Annotated in this window: 18 protein-coding genes and 1 pseudogene; 14 read left to right on the top strand and 5 right to left on the bottom strand. The window is 50.6% G+C overall.

Going from position 1 to position 23,741, the window contains the following annotated elements; genetic code table 11:
* Positions 1-46: 46 nt before the first annotated feature.
* A complete protein-coding gene (locus tag WH45_RS00825; RefSeq protein ID WP_046212499.1) occupies positions 47-832 on the bottom strand; it encodes a class I SAM-dependent methyltransferase in 786 nt (261 codons plus the stop codon).
* Positions 833-1,106: 274 nt separating this feature from the next.
* Here WH45_RS00825 and WH45_RS00820 point away from each other — a divergent pair, with 274 nt between their 5' ends.
* A complete protein-coding gene (locus tag WH45_RS00820) occupies positions 1,107-2,066 on the top strand; it encodes a YkgJ family cysteine cluster protein (RefSeq protein ID WP_235338209.1) in 960 nt (319 codons plus the stop codon).
* A gap of 126 nt (positions 2,067-2,192) precedes the next feature.
* Positions 2,193-3,035, top strand: a complete 843-nt coding sequence (gene nudC / locus WH45_RS00815) for an NAD(+) diphosphatase (protein WP_046212498.1) — start codon at positions 2,193-2,195, stop codon at positions 3,033-3,035.
* A gap of 326 nt (positions 3,036-3,361) precedes the next feature.
* Here the strand turns inward: nudC and WH45_RS22645 are convergent, their stop codons facing one another.
* Positions 3,362-4,396: a hypothetical protein gene (locus WH45_RS22645; RefSeq protein WP_152663451.1), complete on the bottom strand. Its 1,035-nt coding sequence runs from the start codon at positions 4,394-4,396 to the stop codon at positions 3,362-3,364.
* A gap of 330 nt (positions 4,397-4,726) precedes the next feature.
* Here WH45_RS22645 and WH45_RS00805 point away from each other — a divergent pair, with 330 nt between their 5' ends.
* From WH45_RS00805 to WH45_RS00760, 10 genes and pseudogenes are all read left to right on the top strand, one after another.
* Complete coding sequence (locus WH45_RS00805) at positions 4,727-6,907, top strand: NAD-dependent epimerase/dehydratase family protein (RefSeq protein WP_046212497.1); 2,181 nt, start codon at positions 4,727-4,729, stop codon at positions 6,905-6,907.
* Positions 6,900-7,799, top strand: a complete 900-nt coding sequence (locus WH45_RS00800) for a hypothetical protein (protein WP_046212496.1) — start codon at positions 6,900-6,902, stop codon at positions 7,797-7,799. The genes WH45_RS00805 and WH45_RS00800 overlap by 8 nt, the downstream gene beginning before the upstream one ends.
* A gap of 3 nt (positions 7,800-7,802) precedes the next feature.
* Positions 7,803-9,656, top strand: coding sequence for a DUF2194 domain-containing protein (locus tag WH45_RS00795; protein WP_046212495.1), 1,854 nt, complete (start codon positions 7,803-7,805; stop codon positions 9,654-9,656).
* Positions 9,653-11,092 (top strand): GT4 family glycosyltransferase PelF, encoded by a 1,440-nt coding sequence (gene pelF, locus WH45_RS00790; protein ID WP_046212494.1) that lies wholly within the window; start codon positions 9,653-9,655, stop codon positions 11,090-11,092. The genes WH45_RS00795 and pelF overlap by 4 nt, the downstream gene beginning before the upstream one ends.
* Complete coding sequence (gene pelG, locus WH45_RS00785) at positions 11,068-12,489, top strand: exopolysaccharide Pel transporter PelG (protein ID WP_046212493.1); 1,422 nt, start codon at positions 11,068-11,070, stop codon at positions 12,487-12,489. The genes pelF and pelG overlap by 25 nt, the downstream gene beginning before the upstream one ends.
* Before the next feature lie 116 nt (positions 12,490-12,605).
* Positions 12,606-14,309: a CotH kinase family protein gene (locus tag WH45_RS00780; protein ID WP_046212894.1), complete on the top strand. Its 1,704-nt coding sequence runs from the start codon at positions 12,606-12,608 to the stop codon at positions 14,307-14,309.
* A complete protein-coding gene (locus WH45_RS00775; RefSeq protein ID WP_052723552.1) occupies positions 14,299-16,080 on the top strand; it encodes a CotH kinase family protein in 1,782 nt (593 codons plus the stop codon). Before WH45_RS00780 ends, WH45_RS00775 begins: the two co-directional genes overlap by 11 nt.
* 28 nt (positions 16,081-16,108) lie before the next feature.
* A complete protein-coding gene (locus WH45_RS00770) occupies positions 16,109-16,816 on the top strand; it encodes a polyphosphate polymerase domain-containing protein (protein ID WP_046212492.1) in 708 nt (235 codons plus the stop codon).
* A 26-nt stretch (positions 16,817-16,842) separates the two neighbouring features.
* Complete coding sequence (locus WH45_RS00765; RefSeq protein WP_017813361.1) at positions 16,843-17,526, top strand: DUF4956 domain-containing protein; 684 nt, start codon at positions 16,843-16,845, stop codon at positions 17,524-17,526.
* Between the two features lie 489 nt (positions 17,527-18,015).
* Positions 18,016-18,243, top strand: a pseudogene (locus tag WH45_RS00760) (DDE-type integrase/transposase/recombinase); the annotation flags it as partial.
* 142 nt (positions 18,244-18,385) lie between these two features.
* Here the strand turns inward: WH45_RS00760 and WH45_RS00755 are convergent.
* From WH45_RS00755 to WH45_RS00745, 3 genes are all read right to left on the bottom strand, one after another.
* The gene (locus WH45_RS00755) at positions 18,386-19,591 is read right to left on the bottom strand and encodes an MFS transporter (RefSeq protein WP_046212490.1); all 1,206 of its coding nucleotides are present in this window, start codon (positions 19,589-19,591) and stop codon (positions 18,386-18,388) included.
* Between the two features lie 214 nt (positions 19,592-19,805).
* Positions 19,806-21,359, bottom strand: a complete 1,554-nt coding sequence (locus WH45_RS00750; RefSeq protein ID WP_046212489.1) for a histidine kinase N-terminal 7TM domain-containing diguanylate cyclase — start codon at positions 21,357-21,359, stop codon at positions 19,806-19,808.
* 130 nt (positions 21,360-21,489) lie between these two features.
* Positions 21,490-22,080: an NAD(P)H-dependent oxidoreductase gene (locus WH45_RS00745; protein WP_046212488.1), complete on the bottom strand. Its 591-nt coding sequence runs from the start codon at positions 22,078-22,080 to the stop codon at positions 21,490-21,492.
* Between the two features lie 121 nt (positions 22,081-22,201).
* Between WH45_RS00745 and WH45_RS00740 the strand changes: the two genes are divergently transcribed.
* Together WH45_RS00740 and WH45_RS00735 are read left to right on the top strand one after the other, a co-directional pair.
* Positions 22,202-22,630, top strand: a complete 429-nt coding sequence (locus WH45_RS00740; RefSeq protein ID WP_046212487.1) for a MarR family winged helix-turn-helix transcriptional regulator — start codon at positions 22,202-22,204, stop codon at positions 22,628-22,630.
* An 86-nt stretch (positions 22,631-22,716) separates the two neighbouring features.
* A complete protein-coding gene (locus WH45_RS00735) occupies positions 22,717-23,646 on the top strand; it encodes a phosphotransferase enzyme family protein (protein WP_046212486.1) in 930 nt (309 codons plus the stop codon).
* Positions 23,647-23,741: the final 95 nt, after the last annotated feature.

Below are 23,741 nucleotides of genomic sequence, written 5' to 3'. Positions count from 1 at the left end.
AGAGGCTTGCCCTGTCACGTACAGACAGGAAGATGTACAGACCTGATTATCGCTCGGCTACAATGGTAAATGTTTTGGGGATGCCTTTATCAAATACATCGGAAGACAGGTTCGGCAGTTCTTCCAGCACCTTGATCACCAGACCGGTTGCAGCTACCGCTGTGACGATCTCGCCGAGTGTCCAGTTGCGCAGGTATACTTTTTGCTGCTGTTCGTCGGCAGGAGCGGATTCGGCGAACTTGGAATAGGAGACTTCCTTCTCCACCAGCGAGGTATCAAAATAATCGCCGTCGACCTTGTGCTTGCGGATCTTGGCGGTCGTGCCGCGTGAAGAGATCAGCTTGGTGGAGATCGGGTGGAAATCCTGCAGGATCAGTCTTCCGCCCGGCTGGAGAAGTCGGCGCACTACCTCAAACAGCGGATGCAGGTCGGTAAAATAGTGCAAAATCCCGAACTCCATAAAGACGATATCGTACGATCCATCCAGCTCTTCCTCCGGCATCTGCAGCACATCGGAGACGATGTACTTAAGCTCTATACCGGCAGCCTCTGCCAGCTCCAGCGCATACTGGCGATTCTCCTCGGAGAAGTCGGCAACGGTGAGCGAAGCGCCGAGCAGCGCCAGCGCGACCGCCTTGTTGCCATTGGAGCCCATCAGGTTAATGATTTTGCGTCCCTGCACATCGCCCATATGATCCAGTGCGATGCCGAGGCGCTTGCGAGGGTCAGACTTTATTTTCTCGGCCGCTTGGGCCGGTGTTCCAAACCGGTTCAGCCAGGACTCGTAAGCGCCGCTGTTCCAGGCATTTTTGTTTTGTTCTGAAGATTGCATGATTGTGCCTCCATGCGTGATCACACGCCGTATTCATCAAAATTGATCTTTCTATTCTACCATCAACTTCTGCGGAAGAGACAGATTTTGCTCAGGCAGGTTTATTTATCTTCTTTTTACGTTCTGTTCACACCGCTGGGTCATCACCAGATCGCCGGAAAATAGACAGGCTAACTTCTTTGCAAGCTTTTGGCAGTTAGGTTAAAGTTAAAAGCATACCTGAATATGCCCATTCTGCATCAGGCAGCATTCATAGGGTGTTATTCATTGCTTTATGATCCAGAACCTATTGATTGCAAACGTTCTGTTCATCTCTTATGTGACTGTCAACGATCCAGACCTGCGCCCCCGGGTACAGGTCCTGTTTATATTCGGGATGCCAATATCCCATTACAAAGGACGTGAGTATATGCCGGATGAAATGGCCCGTCCACTATCGGGCAGCAACCCCTGCTTTTGCGGCAGCGGCCGCAAGCTCCAGCACTGTCACAAAAGCGCCGCACCGGACAGCCGGGCCGCTCATGTACACCGATTGTATCAGGAGGTGGACCGGGCGATCGAGGATTACCACGCCCATCATGATGCCCATCCTCCCTGTGCGGCTGGCTGCAGCAGCTGCTGTTCGGATTACTTTCCCGTCTCCCAGGTGGAGTTTGAACTGCTGCTCACTTATATGGAGCGCCACTGGAGCAAAGCGGAGATTCAGGCGGTATTCGAGCAGTCGCTGATCAATCTGGACATTTTCCAGTCCGAGAATCCCCAGATGTATGCATCACTGACGAGCCGAACGAACCAGGAGCAGGAACTGGAACAGATTCGCCGGTATGCCGGACGCAACGGATTCGCCTGTCCGCTGCTGGACCCGGAAAAGGGCATCTGCCGTGTCTATCCGCTGCGCCCGTTTATTTGCCGCACTCACGGCAGCTCCCATACCTTTTACGGATCATGGCGGGAACGACTGCTGCCGGAAAAAGTATGCGAGCATATCCCCAGCAGCCGCGCACACCGCAAAGTCACGCCCAATATTGTCGACTACTGGCCGCAGTATGAGCAGCTCGCCGACGTACGGGTCGGAGCCAAGCAGACGCGGATGCGTCAGTATCCGATCTTTTACTGGTTCGTGCTGTATGCCAGGCACGGCGGCGGCATGACGGCCGAGATCGGCAACCGCGATCATTTTGACCTGCCGCTGGCAGAGCATAACGCCAGAATGGCAAGACACGAGGCGCGTTAGGCGGATACGGTCAGCATTATGTCTGTTTTATTGTACTGTACGCTGCACTTCCACCCGGATTATCGGTGGGATAGATAAGGATAGATACTAACGACCAAGACTACCACTGCGAAAGGTTCTGAGACGATGAGAAAGCCCAAAGAGAGCATATATAAACGATACCAGCCTGCTATGGCACCTGCCGAGCAGGAGAATAGCACGGGTTACTGGTTTATTTTCCGTGGTAATGAGCTGCTCGTGCACGAAAACGGGGAGCAGCCGACAATGCCTGTTACTGCCGGACCAGAGCCGTATGGATTGCAGCCTGTGCGCTCCCTTTATCTGGGCCATATCGAGCAGGCTTCCTGTTATACCGCCGAGCTGGACGCGGATACCGAAGCTCCGGCAGGCATGACCTTTCTGCCGCTGTTCGCGCTGTATGACCGGATCGACGAGGATCTGTTCCATCTTGCCGGACGCGGATTGCAGATGCTCGCATGGGACGCTACCTACCAGTTCTGCGGACGCTGCGGCAGCCCGCTCGGTCATGCCGATCATGAACGCAGCAAAGTATGCCCAAGCTGCGGACTGTCCCATTATCCGCGTCTGGCGCCGGCTGTGATTACCCTGATTCTCAAGGATAACCAGCTGCTGCTGGCCCGGGCCGGTCATTTCAAAAACAATATGTACGGCCTGATCGCCGGCTTCGTCGAACCGGGTGAGACGCTGGAAGACTGCGTCCAGCGGGAGACGATGGAAGAGATCGGTATCCGGATTAATAATATCCGCTACTTTGACAGCCAGCCGTGGCCGTTTCCCCATTCGCTGATGGTCGGATTTATCGCTGATTATGAGAGTGGCGAGATCCAGGTCGATGGCGAGGAAATTGTACATGCGGACTGGTTCGGAGTGGACAATCTGCCGAATATCCCGCCGCGTATCAGCATCGCGCGCAAGATGATTGACTGGTATGTCGAGGAGCACAGCTGATCCCTGGTTATGCTGCTTTTTCTGCACATATCCCGGCAGGTAGGCGCTGCGGCATCCCACAGATTTGCACTGTAACAAAGTAAAAAGCATTCTTTCCCTTTACTGTCTGTAGAGAGGAAGAATGCTTTTTGGGTTGGCTTGCTATTTTAGATAGAAATATTGGATAGGGACCTACTGCGATTATTACGGATGTGCGTAAAATTGGCATATCTCTGTTCGAAAAGATACTTCCAGGCTCAAATCATCATTCCGGTCAATGTATCGCCGGCTCCATACCACTTTGGAGATACTTTATATTATAGTTACTTTAGATCAACATGGTGTTATTAATACACTGCTCCATCCGGGAATGCGTACTTGTTCAGTCCCTTGATCGACAGCAGACGGAAGCCTTCCCGGCTGAAATCCTGACCGCCCCGGAAGCTCTCGTACTGCGGCTTGAGCGTGTAAAAGTCCATATAATTGCTCATATACGGGAATGTCCGTACGACATCCGAATTCGGTTTGGAGGAGCTGTAATGCACCGGTGAGACGCCATATCCATCCAGGGAGAACACGCCTGCAGCCGCTTCGTTCATTTTGAAAAACTGGTTCAGCACGCCGTCGGTGCTCGCCTGATAATCAATTGTGCTCACACTGAGCATACGCACACCCAGCACTCTGCGGTACATCATGCTCTTCTCCATTTTATCCTCAAAATAATCCCGGTAGGCGCTGAAGATACGACTGCCGTTCAGATTCGCCGGCAGCAGGAAGCTCTCCATCAGATACAGGTCGCTCGCGTTCATTTTGCTTTTCAGCCCGTCCGGGTTGAACTGCGCCTGCTTGGCACTGCTCATCACATCTTCCGGATGCCATGCATTGACAAAGGCGGCCATGCTGCCATCATGCACAGCCGTCACCGCTTCATTCAGCCGCTCACGGGATACGCCGTAATCATAACCGGCATCATCGAGGAAAATACCATACACACCAGCAGCTTTCCACAGCGTAATCCGCTGCTTGATCGTATCCATGCTCAGATTATCCGTCGAATCCGTCACCCCCAGATCGACATAGCCGAAGATCTGGATTTTCGGGTTGATTTGCTTGATCCGGGCAATAATCTGCAGTGTGCTCTCATGCTGCGCATGCTCCGGCAGTTCCAGTTTGTCCCCCAGTACAAGACAGTCGTATTTTGCAAAAATTTGTGCCGCTTCCTCAGGAGTCGATGCATTATTGACCGACTCCGGAATTCCATAATAGATTAACAGTTTGTAGCCCGAGTTATTATTTGCCAGCGCGGAAGCGCTCGTCGTCATAGACATCATCGCCATGAGGGCGAACAGACACAGTGCTATTCGGCCATACCTTTTCATCATTGCAGTCTCCTCTTCTATCCTACCGGTATTTGCTGCCTGAAGCCGCACCAGAGATTAGTTTAAAAAATAACATATTTCTCGCAAAAGTAAACGATTTTCTTTCACTTACATATCGCTTCAAACTCATCGTCAAACACGGTTTTAACACCTGTATTTCGGCGAATTATACCACTGATTTACTATTTTAAATATTTACATACTAAAATCGTGAGTAATATTACTGAAATGTAAGAAAATAGTTGTCAAATTTACTTAATTACCTTTAAAATAGTTAAATCCAGTTATACGTTACATGGACGGATTGGACAAATTATTTTAGGAGGAACATACGTGAATGTGCTGGTCACAGGAGGCTACGGTTTTATAGGTTCGTTCGTAGCCGAGCGGTTTCACAAGGAAGGTCATCAGGTCTATATTATCGACAATCTGACCTCCGGACGTAAAGAGAACGTGAACGTCCCCCACAAGTTTTATGAATTAAGTGTAGAAGATGAACGGTGCGAAGAGATTTTCCAGAGCATCAAACCGGATATCGTGATTCATCTGGCCGCCCAGGTCGATGTATCGGTCTCCATGCGTGAGCCTCGTCAGGACGCCCAGACCAACATCCTCGGTCTCGTCAACATGCTGGAATGCGCCAACAAGTACGGCGTATCCAAATTCCTGTTTGCTTCTTCAGCAGCTGTGTACGGCCCCAATGAACAGGTTCCCCTCAATGAACGAATGAAGACTGAACCGGTATCCCCTTATGGAATCAACAAACTGCTCGGTGAAGTATACTGCGGCAAGTGGAATGATATCTACAAACTGCCTACCCTTGCTTTCCGCTTTGCCAATGTGTATGGCCCGCGCCAGGGTACGATCGGTGAAGGTGGCGTTGTCTCCATCTATATGCAGCGCATGATGGAAGGACGCAGTCTGGATATTTTCGGTGACGGTGAGCAGACCCGTGATTTCATCTATGTGGAAGACATCGTGGACGGTATCTACCGCGGCGCGATCAGCGACGCAACCGGCATCTACAATCTGTCCACCAATACGGAGACAAGTCTGAATGAACTGATCGGCATTCTGGAACAGCTGGAACCGATCCAGGACGTCAACTATAAGGAATCACGTGCAGGTGATATTTACCGCTCGTCTCTCGACAACACCATGGTCAAAAAAGATCTCGACTGGCTGCCCCTGTATTCGGTACAGGAAGGCATGGAGAAAACCTACGCCTGGTTCCGTGAGCATCACAGCCGCAAACCTGCAATCAATGCACGAATAGGCGGCAAATCCGGTTACACCAACTGGTTCCCGATGATCCGGCCGTATGCGGAGAACCTGCTCGCTTTTGCCATTCTATTCATGATCTCCCAGTATGGCAGCAAATGGTCCATCTCCGCCGATATCGACTTCAAGCTGGTGTATATTATCCTGCTCGGTATCGTGTACGGTGCACGGCAGTCGATTCTGTCGTCTGTGCTCGCCTCCGGACTGTTCTTTTACGAAGCCCTTTCCAATGGACGTGATTGGCAGACTTTGTTGTATGACCCGGAAGCCCTGTTTATTTTCGCGATTTATCTGTTCTTCGGCATGGTGGTTGGCTTTGTATCCGACAAGCACAAGCGTGAATCGGTATCCATTCACAATGAACTCGCCGCCGAGAAAGAACGCTATGTGTTCCTCAGCCATATTTACAAGGATACACGCAAGATCAAGGAAGAACTGCAGCGCCAGCTGATCGGCAGCAAAGACAGCATCGGCCGGATCTATACCATCACCCGCAAGCTGGAAAGCTTCGAATCGGAAGAAGTCATCACTGCCTCGATAGATGTGCTGGAGAATCTGCTGGATACCCGCCATATCTCGATCTACTCCGTGAATGAAACGAACCACATGCGTCTGCTCGTTCAATCCAAAAATGCCGGCTTCAGCCTGCCCAAGACGATTCGTCTGGATGAACATCCCTATTTCCGTGAAGCGATTGAAAGCAAGACCATGTTCGTCAACAAGACGATGGCTGCCGAAGTGCCGATGTATATCGTGCCCGTTATCCACAATCAGCAGGTGATTGCGCTCGTCTCCCTGCATGAGCCTTCCTTTGAGAATCTGAATATGAATTACGAGAATATGCTCAAAGTCAGCGTGGACATGATCTCCTCTTCCCTCGCACGTGCGTTCCAGTACGAAGGAGCCACACGCCAGCACCGGTATATCGATGATCTGCCTGTACTGAATGAATCGGCGTTCCGCCAGATTCTGCGTGCCCGCGAAGAAGCGTACCGGATGCATGGCAGTGATTATACACTGCTGGCCCTGGCCGAACAAGGACGCAGTCTGTCCGATCTCGCTCATCTGGTCAATGGCGTCAAGCGGGATTCCGATCATCTCGGCATGATCGCGGGCCATCCTGTACTGCTGCTGTCCAATGCCAATCATGCGGAAGCACAGCTCGTGATCAATCGTCTGGATTATCATGGTGTGGAGGCCAGCGTGCTGCAGGAGGAGATCGCCTATGCTTAGTCTCCTGCTGCTGTATTACGTACTGGCAGCGGTATACAGCGTGCTGCGCTGGAAATACCGTGCCCGCTGCGGAGAAGATACAGCCGGAGCGATTACGCTGGTCGTGCTGCTGCCTCTGTTCGGTCTCTTCATCTCCCTGCTCCGGGACGGACTGCGCTCCGGCTATCTGCGCCTGTCCCGTTCCACCGGCCATCTGACCGATGAGACGCCGGATGAGCAGCCTATACGTGTATTCCGTAGTCTGGATGTGCGCAAGGAAAGCAATCTGGTGCCGCTCGAGGAAGCGCTGCTCGTGAACGACCATACGAGCCGCCGCCGACTGATGCTGGACTTTCTCAAAGACGATCCCGGCGCGATGATGCCGCTGCTCGAACAGGCCGTCAGCAATGAAGATACCGAGACCTCCCACTATGCGGTGACCGCTGTCGTGGAGATCAAGCGTAAGCTGACCCTGTCGATCCAGCATTATTCCGTTCGTCATGAACAGGGTGATCGTTCGGTAGAGATGCTGCGCGAATATGCGGAAGTGATCCGCCAGTATATGCACAGCGGATTCATGGACCGTGCCACACGTCATACCTACCTGTCCACCTATGCCCGCCTGCTCGGTGAGCTGATCGAGGCAGGCGGCGGGGACGAGCAGACATTTAACGCCAAAATCAACAGCGAGATGCAGCTGGATCGACCCGATACGGCGCTTCAGTATGAACAGAAGTTCCGCGAGGCACATCCGAACAGTGAACAGCCGTATCTGGCAGCACTGCAGCTGTATTATACCCTGCAGATGAAGGAAGCCTTTTTCCGGACGCTGCATTCCCTCAAGCAATCCAATATCAAAGTATCCAATACGGGCCTGAATGTCATTCGGTACTGGTCGGAAAAAGGTGCGTAACCCATGAAATTTTCATTTAAATTAACTACCCAGGTCTATGCCATGCTGGCGTTTATGCTGGTCATGGCGTTGATCATTCAGGCTTCACGTTCCGATGCCATTCTTCATATGAAAGGCAATCAGAACAATATCCAGGATATGTCCGGCATCAAACAGACGAATGCCCTGACACCGGAACAGACCGCAGCCCTGCAGGGAGAGCGGCAATTGCTGCTGCTCTTTAACCCCAAGGACAGCGCCAGTGTCAAAATCAAAAACAATGCACAGCATATGCTGAACTATATGAAAATCCGCTACGATGCGATCGATGCCAGCACCATGCCAGCGGATATCAGCGCCTATGATGGTGTCATCCTGACACTGTCCAGCCTGTCCCAGCTGCCTGACACCGGCTGGATCGAAGGTTATGTGCAAAATGGCGGCAGCCTGCTGTTCACCTCCATGCCGCAGATCGATCAGGCCCTGTACCAGAATTACCGCAAAATGGGCATTATCGAGCTGGGCGGCTATCTGACCTCTACCGGTCTCGAGCTGAAAAGCAATGTGCTGCTGAACGACCAGGATGCCAAGTATTCGCCGGAGCTGATCCAGAACGGCTCGATTCGTGTGCGTCTGGGCAGTGACAGCATCGTGCATGCCATCAGCGACGAGAAAGTGCCGCTGCTGTGGGAGACCCCTTATGGCAAAGGCAAATTCGTCGTATTCAACGGCTCGATGTTCCAGGAGAAGACGAGCCGGGGCGTACTGTCCGGCGCCATCAGCCTGATGCTGTCGGATACGATCTACCCGGTGCTGAATATCGAACTGATGTACATCGACGACTTCCCGGCGCCGATTCCGGCGGGGACCAACGACAAGGTATACGAGGAATATCACCGCAATACCGCACGCTTTTACAAAGATATCTGGTGGCCGGACATGCTGAAAATTGCTGCCGAGCATAACCTCAAATACACCGGCGTCGTGATCCAGACGTACAACAACCAGGTCAAGCCGCCATTTGGCGCGCCAACCGATGCCGACGGTCTCAACCTGACGCTGTTCGGACGCGAGCTGATCAAACAGGGCGGCGAGATTGGCGTGCACGGCTACAATCACCAATCGCTGACGACGAATGAACGGATTGCCGGCAGCTTTGGCTATACCGCCTGGCCGGACCGCAAAAGCATGTCGGAATCGGTCAGCAGTGTACTCAAATTTATCCATCAGTCTTTTGTAAACTATAAAGTCATGACCTATGTGCCACCATCCAATGCGCTTGATCAGGACGGACGGGCAGCGCTCAAAAGCAGCTGGCCGGATCTGAAAAGCATCTCTTCCGTCTACAGTGAAGACCCGGAGAACCGCTCCTATGTGCAGGAATTCGAGATTGCCGATGATGGCATCGCCGAGCTGCCGCGAATCTCGTCAGGCTTTATGAAAGACGAGTTCAACGACTGGGCGACCGCCAACGCGGTAACATCGCTCGGTGTCTTCTCCCACTTCGTGCATCCGGATGATATTCTCGATCCGGATCGCAGCCAGTCCTACAACTGGGAGCAGCTGCGCGATATGTTCGAGAAGTATATCAGCAAATCGGTGCAGCAGTACAGCTGGCTGCGTCCGATGACCGCTTCCCAGGCAGCGGTGGAGCTGCAGAAATATCAGATCAGCGAGCCGCACTTTGTGCACAAGGATAGCGAGATCGACGGCTATATCAATCATTTCCCGGAAGGTTCACTCTTCTACGTATTGCGTACAGACCGGCCGATCACGGCCCAGGAGAACTGCAAAGTGACCCGGATTGACAGCGGGTCGTATCTGGTGGAAGTGACCCGGGATCAATTCAAGATTGGTTTGGGGGACAAGACACAATGAGAATCTGTATTGTAGCGGAAGGATCGTATCCGTATGTGACCGGCGGGGTATCGAGCTGGATTCATTCCCTGGCCCGCAATATGCCGGAGCATGAGTTTGTAATCTATGCGATCGCCGCGGAGCGCAAGCAAAAAGGGCAGTTCAAATACACACTGCCCTCCAATATTGTCGAAGTACAGGAGATTTTCCTGGATGAATATATGCAGCTGGAAGGCGAATGGGGGCATCACCTGCGCCTCACGCCCGATCAGCGTCAATCGATCAAGGCACTGATTTCCGGCGAAGGGGATCTGGACTGGAGCCGCATCTTCAGCGTGCTGTGCGATCCCAAGCTGAGCAATGCCGCCAACTTCCTCATGAGCCGCGATTTCTTTGATATTATGAGCCAGCTGTGTGAGGAAAAGTACGAACAGCTTCCTTTTACCGAGATGTTCTGGACGGTACGCTCGATGGTACTGCCGCTGCTGCTGACGGTGCAAAAGCCGCTGCCGCAGGCAGATCTGTATCATGCGGTATCAACCGGTTATGCAGGCGTACTCGCCAGCCTCGCCAAGTATCTGTACGGCAAGCCGGTGCTGCTGACCGAGCACGGCATCTACTCGCGCGAACGGGAAGAAGAGATTATCAAAGCCGACTGGGTCGACGGGTATTTCAAGGATATCTGGATTCGCTATTTCTATACCCTCTCCACCTGTGCTTACCAGTATGCGGACGAAGTCATTACCCTGTTCAACCGCAACCGGGAAATCCAGATCGAACTGGGCTGCGAGCCGGACAAAATCCGCATTATCCCGAACGGCGTGACGGCGTCGGATTACGAGAATCTGTCGGCCAAAGCTCCCGGCGAGCCGATCTATATCGGCGGTGTCGTACGGGTCGTGCCGATCAAGGATATCAAGACGATGATCCAGAGCTTCAACATTATCAAACGTCAGGTTCCTGAAGCCAAGTTCTTCATTATGGGACCGTATGAGGAAGATCCGGAATACTACGAGGAATGCCGCCTGATGGTGGAGCTGCTGCAGGTCGAGGATGTAATCTTCACCGGCAGCATCAATGTCAAGGAATACATCGGACAGATGGATATCCTGCTGCTGACCAGTATCAGTGAAGGGCAGCCGCTTGCGGTACTGGAAGGCCTGGCAGCCGGCAAGCCGATGGTCACTACCGATGTCGGTAGCTGCAAGGAACTGATCTACGGCAACAATGATGAGTTCGGACCGGCTGGCAGCGTCGTGCCGGTCATGAGCTATGAACGGATCGGCGAAGAAGTCATCCAGCTGTGCCGGAGCGCAGAACTGCGCCAGCGGATGGGCGAGAACGGCCGGAATCGTGTGCGTTCGCTGTACACGAACCATAACTTTATTACCGGTTATCAGAATTTGTATCAAACATGTGGAGGGCTTAACGGATGGCCGGTATCGGTTTCGAACTAAAAAAATTATTTGATAAGAGCGGACTGGTCAACAAGGCCAAAGCCTACACCTATTCATCCCTGATTACGATTGGCCCGATGCTGCTCTGTATCGTGATGGTTGGCGTATTCAATCGGATGCTGCGCGGAGCGGGTACGGATTACCTGAATGTGGAGCTGTTTCAGAGCTGCGTTATTTATGCGTTTATCTTCTCCTATATTGTGAGCAGTCTGATGACGATGTATCTGACACGGGTCAGCTCGGACTTTCTCAATGAAGGCTATCATAATGCCCTGCTGCCGTCGCTGTATGGCAGCATCCAGATCAGTCTGGTGTTCGGCGGCATCCCGGCTCTGGTCTTCCTGGTGTTCGCAGAGCTGCCGCTGTCGATCAAAGTAGGACTGTTCCTGCTGTACATGCTGCTGATCGTGATCTGGAATCAGGTCGTCTATGTATCGGCGATGAAAAACTACAAGCGCATCGTACTGGCCTTTTCCAGCGGTGCGGCGGTATCGATCATTGTACTGGCTGTCATTCTCTATCTGACACCGCTGCGGACCGCTTCATCGGCGCTGTTCGCTTTTGATGGTGGATTTCTGGTGACCTGCATCATGCTGATGATCCAGATCGAACGTTATTTCAAACCCGGCAAGACGGTATCCAACTTTTCCTTTCTCGCCTTTTTGCGCCGCTATCCTTCGCTGCTCGCGATTGGACTACTGAACTCGGTCGGGCTGTTCGCCCATCAGTTTGTACAGTGGGCCGGTCCGGCGGGCGTACAGGTGAGCGGAGCGTTCCTGATGGCGCCGCAGTACGATGTGGCGGTATTTTGCGCGTTTCTGTCGGCGGTACCGACACTGATCGTATTCGTCGTATCGCTGGAGACCAGCTTTTATCCCAAGTTTCGCAGCTATTATGACTTTATTCTGTCCAAAGGCTCGATTCTGGACATTAACCGCGCCCGCAACGAGATGTATCAGGTGCTGGGACAGCAGTTTACGCTGATTATGGGCATTCAGATGATTTTCTCGATCATCTCGATCGCGATCGGTATTCGCTTCCTGCCCCTGATCGGCTTCACTTCAACCCAGGTGGATCTGTTCAACATTCTCGTCATCGGCTATTTTGCCTACATTATCTATAATGTGCTGGCGCTTGTACTGCTTTATTTTGATGATCGTAAAGGGGTGCTGTGGCTGGCGGTTGCTTTTCTGGCTATGAACACGCTCTTTACCGTGGTGTCCATCTGGATGAATGATCAGGGATTCTCGTTCTTTGCGGCTTCCTTTGTCACGCTGATCGCTGCACTCGGACGCATTGTGTATGTGCTTAACCATATTAATTATTATACGTTCAGTGCGCAGCCGCTGGTGGCGCGCAAGACGGATAACCGCTTCGGCCCGCTGCTGAAGCGCTGATGTCCGTTCCACCAACCTCGTCCCCAAGTGAAAGAAATACCATGATGCCGGACAGCGTCAGATCTGCTGAAGATCCTGTGCGGTCCGGCCCTGCAATGAAAAGATCGGAGGCAGTTATGAATATGTACCAGAAGGCCGCAGCCATGCTGGCCGTAATACTGGGTGTGCTGATTATGGCCGGATGTGAGGATCGGAAGGATACCTCCATCGCTGTCGCCAGCAGTCCGGCAGCCGGAGCCGTGGCAAACTACCATCCCCGGCTGGAAGATAACCGCAGCGTCTACAAGACCGACAGTCAGGACAGCGTCATCCATATGTACCTGACGATTACCAAGGACAATCTGACCGCTGTTCATCCGGAAAGCTGGAAGCAGCTCAACGAGATCAAGCTGCCGGATGACAATACGCCCGACAAAAGCGTCAATGCCATCCTGCAGCAGGGCGATGCCGCAGGACCGGTAGCCGGCAAGTTTGGTTATGACACCAAACAGCCGAATGCCATGGTCAAGCTGCGCGGTAAATCGACCCTCAGCTCCAACCAGAAGTCCTACAAGATCAGCCTGTACAAAGATGCCGGTCAGTGGCGCAGCCAGACGACGATCAACCTCGTCAAAAGCGCCTATGACTTTACCCGCATGCGCAATATGCTCAGCTACAATATGATGCAGCGTATACCGGATATGGTCAGCCTGCGTACCCAGTACGTACAGCTGCATGTGCGTGATCTGACCGTCGGCAGTGATGCCGGGTATCAAGATTATGGACTGTATACGCAGGTGGAGCAGCCGAACCGGACGTTCCTGCGTTCCCATGGACTCGACCCGAACGGTCAGCTGTACAAGGCGTCCAACTTTGAATTTTACCGTTATGAAAATGAACTCAAGCTGGAGAGCGATCCTGCCTTTGACCGGACCGCATTCGAATCAGTATTGGAGATCAAAGGCAATCACGATCATGCCAAGCTGCTCCAAATGCTGGACGATGTGAATGATTCGACCAAGGATTTTGATGAAGTGTTCAATACACATTTTGACCGGGATAACTTCCTGACCTGGATGGCTGTCAATATTCTGACCGACAACATCGATACCCAGACCCAGAACTTTATGCTCTATTCCCCCCTGAACTCCAATACCTGGTACTTCCTGCCGTGGGATTATGATGGCGCCTGGGGATTCTACGATGATGACGAGTCCCGCCGTGCACCATGGAAAGCCGGCATCGCCAACTACTGGGGCAGCGAGCTGCAGAACCGCTTTTTCAAAAATCCGGCCAATGTGACAGCCCTGCAGACCAAAATTCAGGAGCTTCAGAGCATCATCAACCGCGAAGAGACGCAAAAGCTGGTCGACAAGTACCGCCCGATTACGGAAAAATACGTCTACCAGCTGCCGGACCTGGGCAACCTGCCCGAGCCGATCGAAGAATACAGCGGCGAGGTCAACCATCTGATGGATATTCCGGAAGAGTCGGTAGCCCGCTTTGATAAAATGCTGCAGTATCCGATGCCGTTCTTCATGGGCGATGTACAGCAGCAGGGCAGCAATCTGTCCTTCCGCTGGGATAATTCCTATGATATGCAGGCTGACGATATTACGTACCACTTTACCCTGGCCCGCACGCCGGATATGACGAATCCGCTGCGTGATGAATCCGGGCTGACGGTCAATGAATTGAAGCTGGATGGACTGACTCAGGGGCGTTATTACTGGCGTGTACTCGCGGAAGACAGCCAGGGGCATTCGATGACTGCCTTTGATACCTACGAAGATCTGAATAACCAGAACCATTATGGAGTACGTGAATTCTATGTTAAATAAGCACTTCTCCCGTCTGCGCCCCTTCCGTGAGGATGACGCGGACCGCCGCCGAACCGGTCGCTGCCGGTCAGTATTCCTGCTGCTGGCTGCTATACTGCCCGTAACGCTGTCCGGCTGCAGTGTCCCGCAGGGTCTGCTGCCATGGGATGTGAATCCGGCAACCAGCGTACAGCAGGAGGCCTATGCCAGCGATACGCTCAGCGATAACAAGTCGCTGTATCAGGAGGAGACCTCTTCCGGCATTACCGACATTTACATTACGATCATGCATCAGAATCTGGACCGCAATCATCCGCTCAGCTGGGACCAGCTCAGCGAGGTATCTGATGCCGAGGATGAGAATAACCGCTCCATGGATGCCATTTTCCAGGAAGGCAATGCGGAAGGTCCAGTGCACGGCATGTTCGGCTACTCGGACTATCAGGCCAACAGCTCCATCTCCCTGCGGGGCAATGATTCCCTGCGCTCTGCGCAAAAGTCATACAAGATCAAGCTGAACGGTCAGGCGGGCGCATGGCGGGATCAGTCGACTGTGAATCTGGTCAAGTCGGTCAATGATCTGACCCGGTTTCGCAATCGGCTCAGCTTTGACTATATGACCCGGCTGCCGGATATGGTCAGCATGCAGACTTCCTTTGTCCGGCTGCATATCAAAGATCTGACCCGGGAAGATGCACAGAGTGATGAATTTGCCGATTACGGATTATATACGCAGATCGAACAGCCCAACAAGAAGTTCCTGCGGGCTCATGGACTCGACTCCAGCGGCGGATTGTACAAAGCGAACAATTTCAAATTCGACCGCAATGCCGATGCACTCAAGCTGGAGGACGATCCCACATTCGACAAGCACCGATTCCAGGATATCCTGCAGGTCAAAGGCAGCAAGGATCACCAGAAACTGCTGCAGATGCTGGATGATGTGAATGCCAGTACTACAGCGCAGTTTGACGATGTATTTGATCGCTACTTTGACCGGGATAATGTCCTCAGCTGGCTGGCCGTGAACATCCTGATGGATAACTATTCGACCTCGTCGGAGAACTATCTGTTGTACTCCCCGACCGAATCCCGCAAATGGTTTTTCATTCCATGGGATTACGACAGTGCCTGGGGCAAAGGACAGCTGCACAGCGCCGTGCTCAGTCAGCGTGCACCGTGGCAGCATGGCATCGCCAATTACTGGGATAACCAGCTGATCCGCCGTTATTTCCAAAATCCGGAGCATGTCCGGCTGCTGACAGCGAAAATCGAGGAATTCCGCAAAATCATCACCCCGGCACAGACCGCGCAGATGATCACGGACTACCGCCGGATCGCCGATGCCGCTGTACTGCAGTCCAGTGATCCCGGCTATCTGCCCGGCAGCATCAGCGACCGTGAACAGGAGCTGAAGCAGCTACCGACATGGAGCGAACAGAGCTATACGCGGTACCTAGAGAGCCTGCAGCGTCCGATGCCGTTCCGGCTGCTGGAGCCGCAGACCGTGCAGGATCAGCTGAAGTTCAGCTGGGAGCCTTCGTACGATCTGCAGGGCGAACCGCTGAATTACCATATCGTCGTCTCGCGGACGCCGGATATGACCGCTCCGCTGCTGGACGAGCAGGTCGGAGCTAACACAACTGCCGCCATGAAAGCTCTGTCCTCCGGTCAGTATTACTGGACCGTGACCGCACAAGATCCGAGCGGCCACCATATGACCGCCTATGATGAATACACCGATATCGACGGCCTGACCCATTTTGGCGTCAAAGCCCTGTATATTCCCTGAACACCAGTGAACAGAAAAGAGGTCAACCATGAAGTTCGCCAATAAACGGCTGCGGCATGAACTGAAATACTATATTGCTCCCAACGAATACGAGAGCCTGCGGCGGCGCGTCGCTACCGTGATGCGGCTGGATCGCAACTCGATTGGTAACGAAGGCTATCATATCCGCAGTCTGTACTTTGACAATATGAATGAGACAGCCTTGTTCGATAAAAATAACGGGACTTTCCAGCGCAAAAAATACCGCATCCGCATCTACAATCGCAGTGATGCCGTGATCAAGCTGGAGCGCAAAAGCAAGTTCAACGAATTCACCGCCAAGGAATCCGCGCCGCTCACCCGGGCGCAGTTCGACTCGCTGATGGCCGGGGAATCGCAGTTCCTGCTGGAATCCGGCGATCTGCTGATGCGTGAATTCTACTACGATATGCTGCACGGACAGCTCAAGCCATCCGTCGTCGTCGATTATATCCGGGAAGCGTATATTTACCCGGTCAGCGATGTACGGATCACGTTCGACAAGCAGCTGCAGGCGGGCGTGCAGTCTTTTGACATCTTCGATCCGAATCTGGTGACACTGGAGTCGATCGAGGGTCCGCGCCAGATTCTTGAGGTGAAATACAATCAGTTTCTGCCGGACTTTATCAAGCATCTGATCCAGCTGTCTTCACATAACCGCTCGACCATTTCCAAATATGTACTATGTAAAGAAAAACAAAAAGTGTTTACGGGCTGACCGCCTGGAAGGGGACAAATAGCAACATGAACGAAACGACCAATTTTAGTGATGTGATCAAAAAGAGCTTCCTGCAGCTGGATTCATTCAACCAGGTCTCTTTTATCGAAATGTTCTGGAGTCTGCTGATCGCTTTTGCGATCGGGATGCTCATCTACTGGGTATACCGCAAATGCTACCGTGGCGTCGTATACAGCCATAATTACAATGTATCTTTTGTACTGATGACCATTATTACCTCGCTGATCATTATGACGATTAGCAGCAATATCGTGCTGTCCCTGGGGATGGTCGGCGCGCTGAGTATCGTCCGTTTCCGGACCGCGGTCAAGGACCCGATGGATATCATGTTTATGTTCTGGGCGATTTCCGCCGGTATCGCGACCGGTGCGACGCTGTATGCTTTTGCCATCGTCGGTTCGATTGTCATTACGCTCGTCATCTTCTTCATGTCCCGCCGCCAGAACGGCGAGGCACCGTATCTGCTCGTGATTCACTACGACGAATCCGCAGCCGAGCCGGTCAAGATCGCCCTGCGCAAGCTGAAGTATGTACTCAAATCTAAAACGGTTCGCAAAAACATTACCGAGATGACCGTCGAGATTCGCCTGGCCGATCCGGATAATACGCAGTTTATTAATGAACTGTCCAATGTGAGTGGTGTGTCGGATGTGGTGCTGGTGAGTTATAACGGTGATTACGCGCAGTAAAGTACTAGAATATTGGGCGATACTCCTGTCAAACAAATAATTAAAATGTTTTTATTCAAACTCCGGCCTTTCCCAGATTACTTTTGGGAAAGGCCATTTATTTTATTTAAAGAATTTAGGAAGTAAATTACCTAGTCTTTATAGCTTAGCATATTCATCAATTCAAAATGGCTTTGCCAATGTCAATCATCCTCAAAAGGATAGGAGATTTTCCCCAGCAACATGCTCTCCTACCAGTAATCAACGATCGAGAAGTGAATATATAAGTATCGTACACCTACAACTAATTACGACAGGACGGTGGATATTGGCAAGCGGATGGTGAGGGGGTCGGCGAAAGTTGTGCGCATGATCGAACAATTCTGCTGAAAGAGTATTAGAGCGGTATGCCTGGTATTATCCTCTCAAGGTAGACAGTGAAAAAAGACCTCATGCTGCAATGAGATCAACACTGGAGACCGGAGCGGATTTTTCATGGCCAAAAAAGACAGACACGGACATGAATTTGCTTATTTATCTGTAGTGATGGACCTGTACAACAATGAAGTGAAGGCTTGGAAATTGGCCAAACGAAACGATTTCAAACTCGTCACCAACACGGTTGAACAGCTGGCTCCACAGCCGGGTTTGCTGCACTCGGACCAAGGATTTCAGTACACGACGAAAAGTTATGCGCATCTTCTACAAGCGAAAGGACTGACGGGCAGCCATTCCAGAACAAACTAAACGGCCTCTCCCCGAAAGAATTTCGAGAAAAGGCCGCTTTTTGAAACGTACTTTTTTAGTGTCTACTTGACGGAGGTATGACCACGGGTAAGGGCGTTTTCTGTTGGTAGCGACTTCGCTGTATAGCTTATCTTCAATCAATTTTTGTTAAAGGCTTACGAGAGAACAACGTTATCACAAACGCTATAAATAAAAACATGGAGGCCAACAAATAAACTATTTCTATAGAAAATGTTTCTCCAATGACACCCATCATCAAGGTGGACACTCCAAAAGTCCCCATGATTAAAATTGATTCAGCAGCATAAACTTTAGCAAGTAAGTTTTCTGAAACGACATTTTGAATGATAGTATGAACTGTGATAGTTTTTAACTCTTGAAATATTCCATATATACTTATGATTAACAATGCCATCCAAGGTGATGTATTTAAGCCAAAAAAGAAGGTAGCTAAAAATACAATGAAACTTCCTAAAATAATGGTAGGAAATTTATGTTTTTCTAACAATTCATATTTTTTGTAACCATAAAGACCTGCTAATAAAAAACCTAATAATAAAGCTGTGTTGATGTATCCCCACCAATCGATGCTTACTTCAAGTCTGTTTTTTATAAAAGGATACATTATCGCAGAAATCCATACAGTAGTAGCAAAAGTTTCGAATAACATAATCAAATGCAGCCTTAGTAATAAGGGATTGCGAAGGATTAGTTCCCATCCTTCGAACAACAGCTTTGTTTTCTTGATCTGTCTCTCTTCCGTTTTTTGTTTAATGTTCACTTCTATAAACAACATAACGATTACTGAAAATAAATAGAGAACAACAGTTAAAATAATTAGTCCATAACTTTTTAGATATACTGCTAGTATTCCTCCTAAAGCCCAACCAGAAAGTTGAATTATTTGATTAAGAGTAGAAATCAAACTATTGGCTTTTAGTAGTTCATCTTTAGAAACGAGGCTAGGCAGAATAGCACTACTAGCAGGCATAGCAAATCCGTCCATAAAATTAATTAAAATCACTAAAATTAAAATACAGGGTATAAATATACTTTGAGACCAAGAATAAATATAGAATAGTAAACAAAATAAAAATACCGTTTTTAAAAATTGTGAAACAACCAGGATTGATTTCAAATTATAACGATCAATAATCAAAGGTACACAAAAACCACTTATAACTCCAGCAACCATTGTAGATACGGGAATAAAAGATATTATTAAAGTCGAAGTTGTGATGCTATAAACAAAAGAAATCAGTGCAACAATGTAAAGAACGTCTCCCATGTTAGCTAAAGATTGTCCTATTAATAGAGCGTAAAATGATTTACTTTTCATTTTGATAACCCTTTCTAGTATAAAATGCGCTATGAATTAGAGTTATCACATATGTTGCACCTCTTTCTATAACTTCAATTTAGTTATAATTCAGTTCTTTACTTTTTTGCTCAATGAAAGATACACATTTATCACAATTAGAAGTGAAACTCCTATTAGAATTTATCCATTCATCATTATTTATACTGACATTTTATTCAGTCTGAACCACTCGTCAGCCGTACACCTGCACACAGTTCCGCCCCATCCGCTTGGCCGCGTACAATGCCTGATCCGCCTGCCGGATCAGCTGCTGTACCGAGGTCTCCCGGTCGCCGGGCGTTACCTGTACACTTGCCACGCCAAAGCTGGAGCTGATGCGCATCGTCTCGCCATCCACCAGCAGTTCACTGCCGGCAATTCGGCTGCGGATCAGTTCGGCCAGCTCGTATGCTTCCGTCACCGAGGCACCGGGCATACAGATAATAAACTCATCCCCGCCGTACCTGCCCGCAATGTCCTGCTCATTCAGAATCTCGCGCGCCGTGGCTGCCAGATGCATAAGAGCGATATCCCCCGCTTCATGTCCGTACGTATCGTTGACCTGCTTGAACTGGTCGATATCGAACATAATCACGGCCACCGGCCCGCCGTCCTGGCGGGACAGTCCCTCGATCACCTGCTCCGAGCGCTGCATCAGGGCGGTCTTGTTGAGTAGCTGGGTGAGCCCGTCGGTATTGGCGAGGTGCTTGAGCTGTTCCTCCAGCTGGGCCTGCTCGGTAATATTCGCAAAAATAATAATTCGGCCGACCGGTGTTCCTTTTCGGTCCCGTACGGGTGCAAAGCGGATTCGGAAGTATGTCTTCACCGCTCTGCGCTCACACTCATAATCGCATTCCTGCCCGCGCACCAGTACTTCACGCAGCACCGGATAGCTGTCCAGCAGACTCATCAGGGGCATCCCGATCGCCCGGGAATCCAACCCCTCCAGCAGATCGGTCATCGCATTGTTGTAGTCGACCAGCACGCCATTCTCATTGAGCACCACAACGCCGTCCTCCATGCTCTCGAAGACGATGTCACGCGCAATCGGTGCCACATCGAACATCTGGTACCGCAGCAGAGCAATACTGTGGAAGATAAACGATACGCTAATAAAGAAAGGTCCCAGATCGATCCCGTACGGACTCTTGCCGCCTACATAAAAAAAGCTCGCCACCACCGGAGCGATCAGCCCGGCTACCATCGTCAGAATCTGCATCCGGAAGCGCCATCTCACCCGGCGCATCTGCAGCAGCAGAATCAGAATACTGAGAGCAAGGCAGCCATACAAGTATACGGAGTGCACATAGAAATAAGGCCCATGCACCAACCGGGTGACCGGAAACGGCGTATCTGTGCTAAGGCTCATCGCGCTATAATACAGATGATGATATTCATTGGTATGCTGCATTAGAATCGTCGCCAGCGGAATCAGGAACAATACATAATAGACCCACCGGTGCAGCTTCTGTCCGACATAGTCACAGCACATCAGCAGGGTAAAGGCTGGAATAAACGGCAGCGGAATATATTCCATCCGCAGCCAGAACCAGGTCTGTTCCAGCGTCGGACTGGTCAGTTCAAATAAATAAGCAAAATTAAATACCGAAGCCAAAAAGGTAGTGACGATATAATACCTGCCGCCGGGTGCCTGTCTGAACCTGAACAGAGCGTATATGCACAGACAGAGACTCAGCGCACCGCCGCCAATAATGATCAGGATATAGGTTAATAGCTCTTGTTCCATCTTCACCTGCTCCATCGAACTAAGCTCGTCGGCCACATGGCCTGCAGAGCTTGCTGGTTTATCCAGTTCATTATATAGCAGGCTATAACTGTAAAATAGAATTGACTTTTATGAATTGCAGCTAATCGGTTTAACGCGCTGTTTTGAAATAACGATAGACTTTGTCCAGCTTTTGCTCATGCTTGCCTCTGGGACTTTCCATACTGCCAAATTCGAAAAACTTCACCTGACGGATGCCTACATAGCTGAACAGTGCGCGGCGCATCAGCACTTTGTGCGAATTGTTCAACCACAGCCGCAGGTAGCCGGTCGGTCCCTGCATGGTCGAGATGCACACGACCGATTTGCCTTTGAGCAGCCCTTCCGGGATCCAATCGCCGCTTTTGCGATATGCGTAGGCAAATCCCGAGGCCATCATGCGATCGATAAATCCCAGCAGCATCGCCGGCGGACGTCCCCACCAGATCGGATAGACGAATACAATGCGATCTGCCCATTTGATCTGCTCCCGGTAGGTATGCAGTTCAGGATCAATATGCATATCCCGGCGCCGCTTGTGTTCGTTGAAGACGAGCGCCGGATTGAATCCGTCCGCATACAGATCGACCACCTGAATCTCTTCATCGGCCGCATGGTCCTGGATACCGCGCACCACCTGCTGCATCATGGCATAGTTCAGGCTCTGGTGATTGGGATGGGTGTAGATAATTAGTGTTTTCATGACATCGCCCCTCGATTAGTTATCATTTGATAATCAAACAGTAACAGGATTCCATTTTAATTGTCAAATGATAATTGTAATATGATAAGTATTTTGCTATGTTGGAAGGCGAGGTGAAAATATGAAGACGAATGATCTGTTCCAGCAGTTTGTCGCTTTTACAGCGGCCGTGCATCAGGTGAGCAGCGAGATGACCCGAGACATCCCGACCGGCGAACTGACTCCGGCTCAATATAAAATCATGGAATACCTGATGGTCAGCCAACCGGTGACCCTGAGCGAAATCAGCGAATGTATCCATATGTCCATGCCCAACACCAGCCGCGAACTGCGCAAGCTGACCGACAAAGGGCTATGCGAAAAAGTCACTGACCCCCAGGATCGGCGCAAGCAGCTGATTCGCCTGTCGGATCAGGGCAGCACGCTGATGGACGAGATTTTTCGGACGGTCAAAGAGCGCTTTGCCCAGCGGACAGCTGCATTGTCCGATGCAGAGAAGGTACAGGTTGAGCAGGCGCTAACTCTGCTTCGCCAGAAAATACTGGATTGAGCCTGTCTACAGTCAGACTTGTTCTACAGTCAGCAGGCCCATTTCCTCCTAACATAAATGCAATTCTCTGACCTAAAGGAGAAGCGATGAACTCGAACCAACCCTTTCCTGATACCAGTCATGATGATATACTGCCTGTTTTAAGCCAGTATTCATTAGGCGTTATTCATTCCGTCAATCAGCCCGAACAAGGTAATACTTCACAAGCAAGGATTGTGCACTGCTCGACAGGCATATTTGTGGTGCGACGTCTGAAGAGCCGCAGCCAAGCTGAGATGGAAGCAACTTTATCCGGCATGATGGCTGATCACCGCATATGTCCACCTATTATACGTACTATACATGGGCAGTTTTTCACGGTTTATCAGCATAACTACTACAATGTGCAGCTGTATATCGAACCGCTGCCTATGGCACTCCATCTTGTAGATTACGAACAAATCGGTGCAAAAACAGCTTTATTCCATACGATGGCCCGCTCACTGAATTTACCGGTTCAGCCCGATCGTTTTTCATTAACTTCTGCAATAGATTTGCTGAATCTTAACCATCATTATCAGCAAATGGATGAAAAAGATCAGCAGATTATTCGTAAGCTGCAGTCCCGTATAGCCCAATGTCTTCCTTATGAAAATCCACCGCTTCCGCATACCGGCTATATTCATGGAGATCTGGGGAAATGGAATCTGGTCTTTGGCAAGGAAGAGACATTTCTGATCGATTGGGGAGAAGTGCGCCGCGGTAATCCTCACTTTGATATTGCCGCTCTGATCACCTCTATGCTTGATCTTACACAGGAGACTCGGATTAATGAGAAGTATATCCGCTTGTTCAGACAGGGTTATCAGCGATATGGACAGATCCATAATGCTGTGCTGTTCGAGCACATCCAACTATGGACCGTACGAGGGATTACAGCTTTATTGATACAGCGTGGTCTAAATAATGCTGCACTTCGTACTGCTGAGCGTTTGCTGCACACCTTGCCTATTTACCAGAAGCTGTTGAATATATAAACAGTGCATAACAAAAAGGCACAGAGGATAATTCTGCGCCTTTTTGCTGTATAAAGATCAAGCAGCTCGTACAGTGTACCTACCTTTTGGATACC

It is taken from the genome of Paenibacillus wulumuqiensis (genome assembly GCF_000971965.1).
GTDB classification, from domain to species: domain Bacteria; phylum Bacillota; class Bacilli; order Paenibacillales; family Paenibacillaceae; genus Saccharibacillus; species Saccharibacillus wulumuqiensis.
This window is presented reverse-complemented; position numbering and strand designations above follow the sequence as displayed.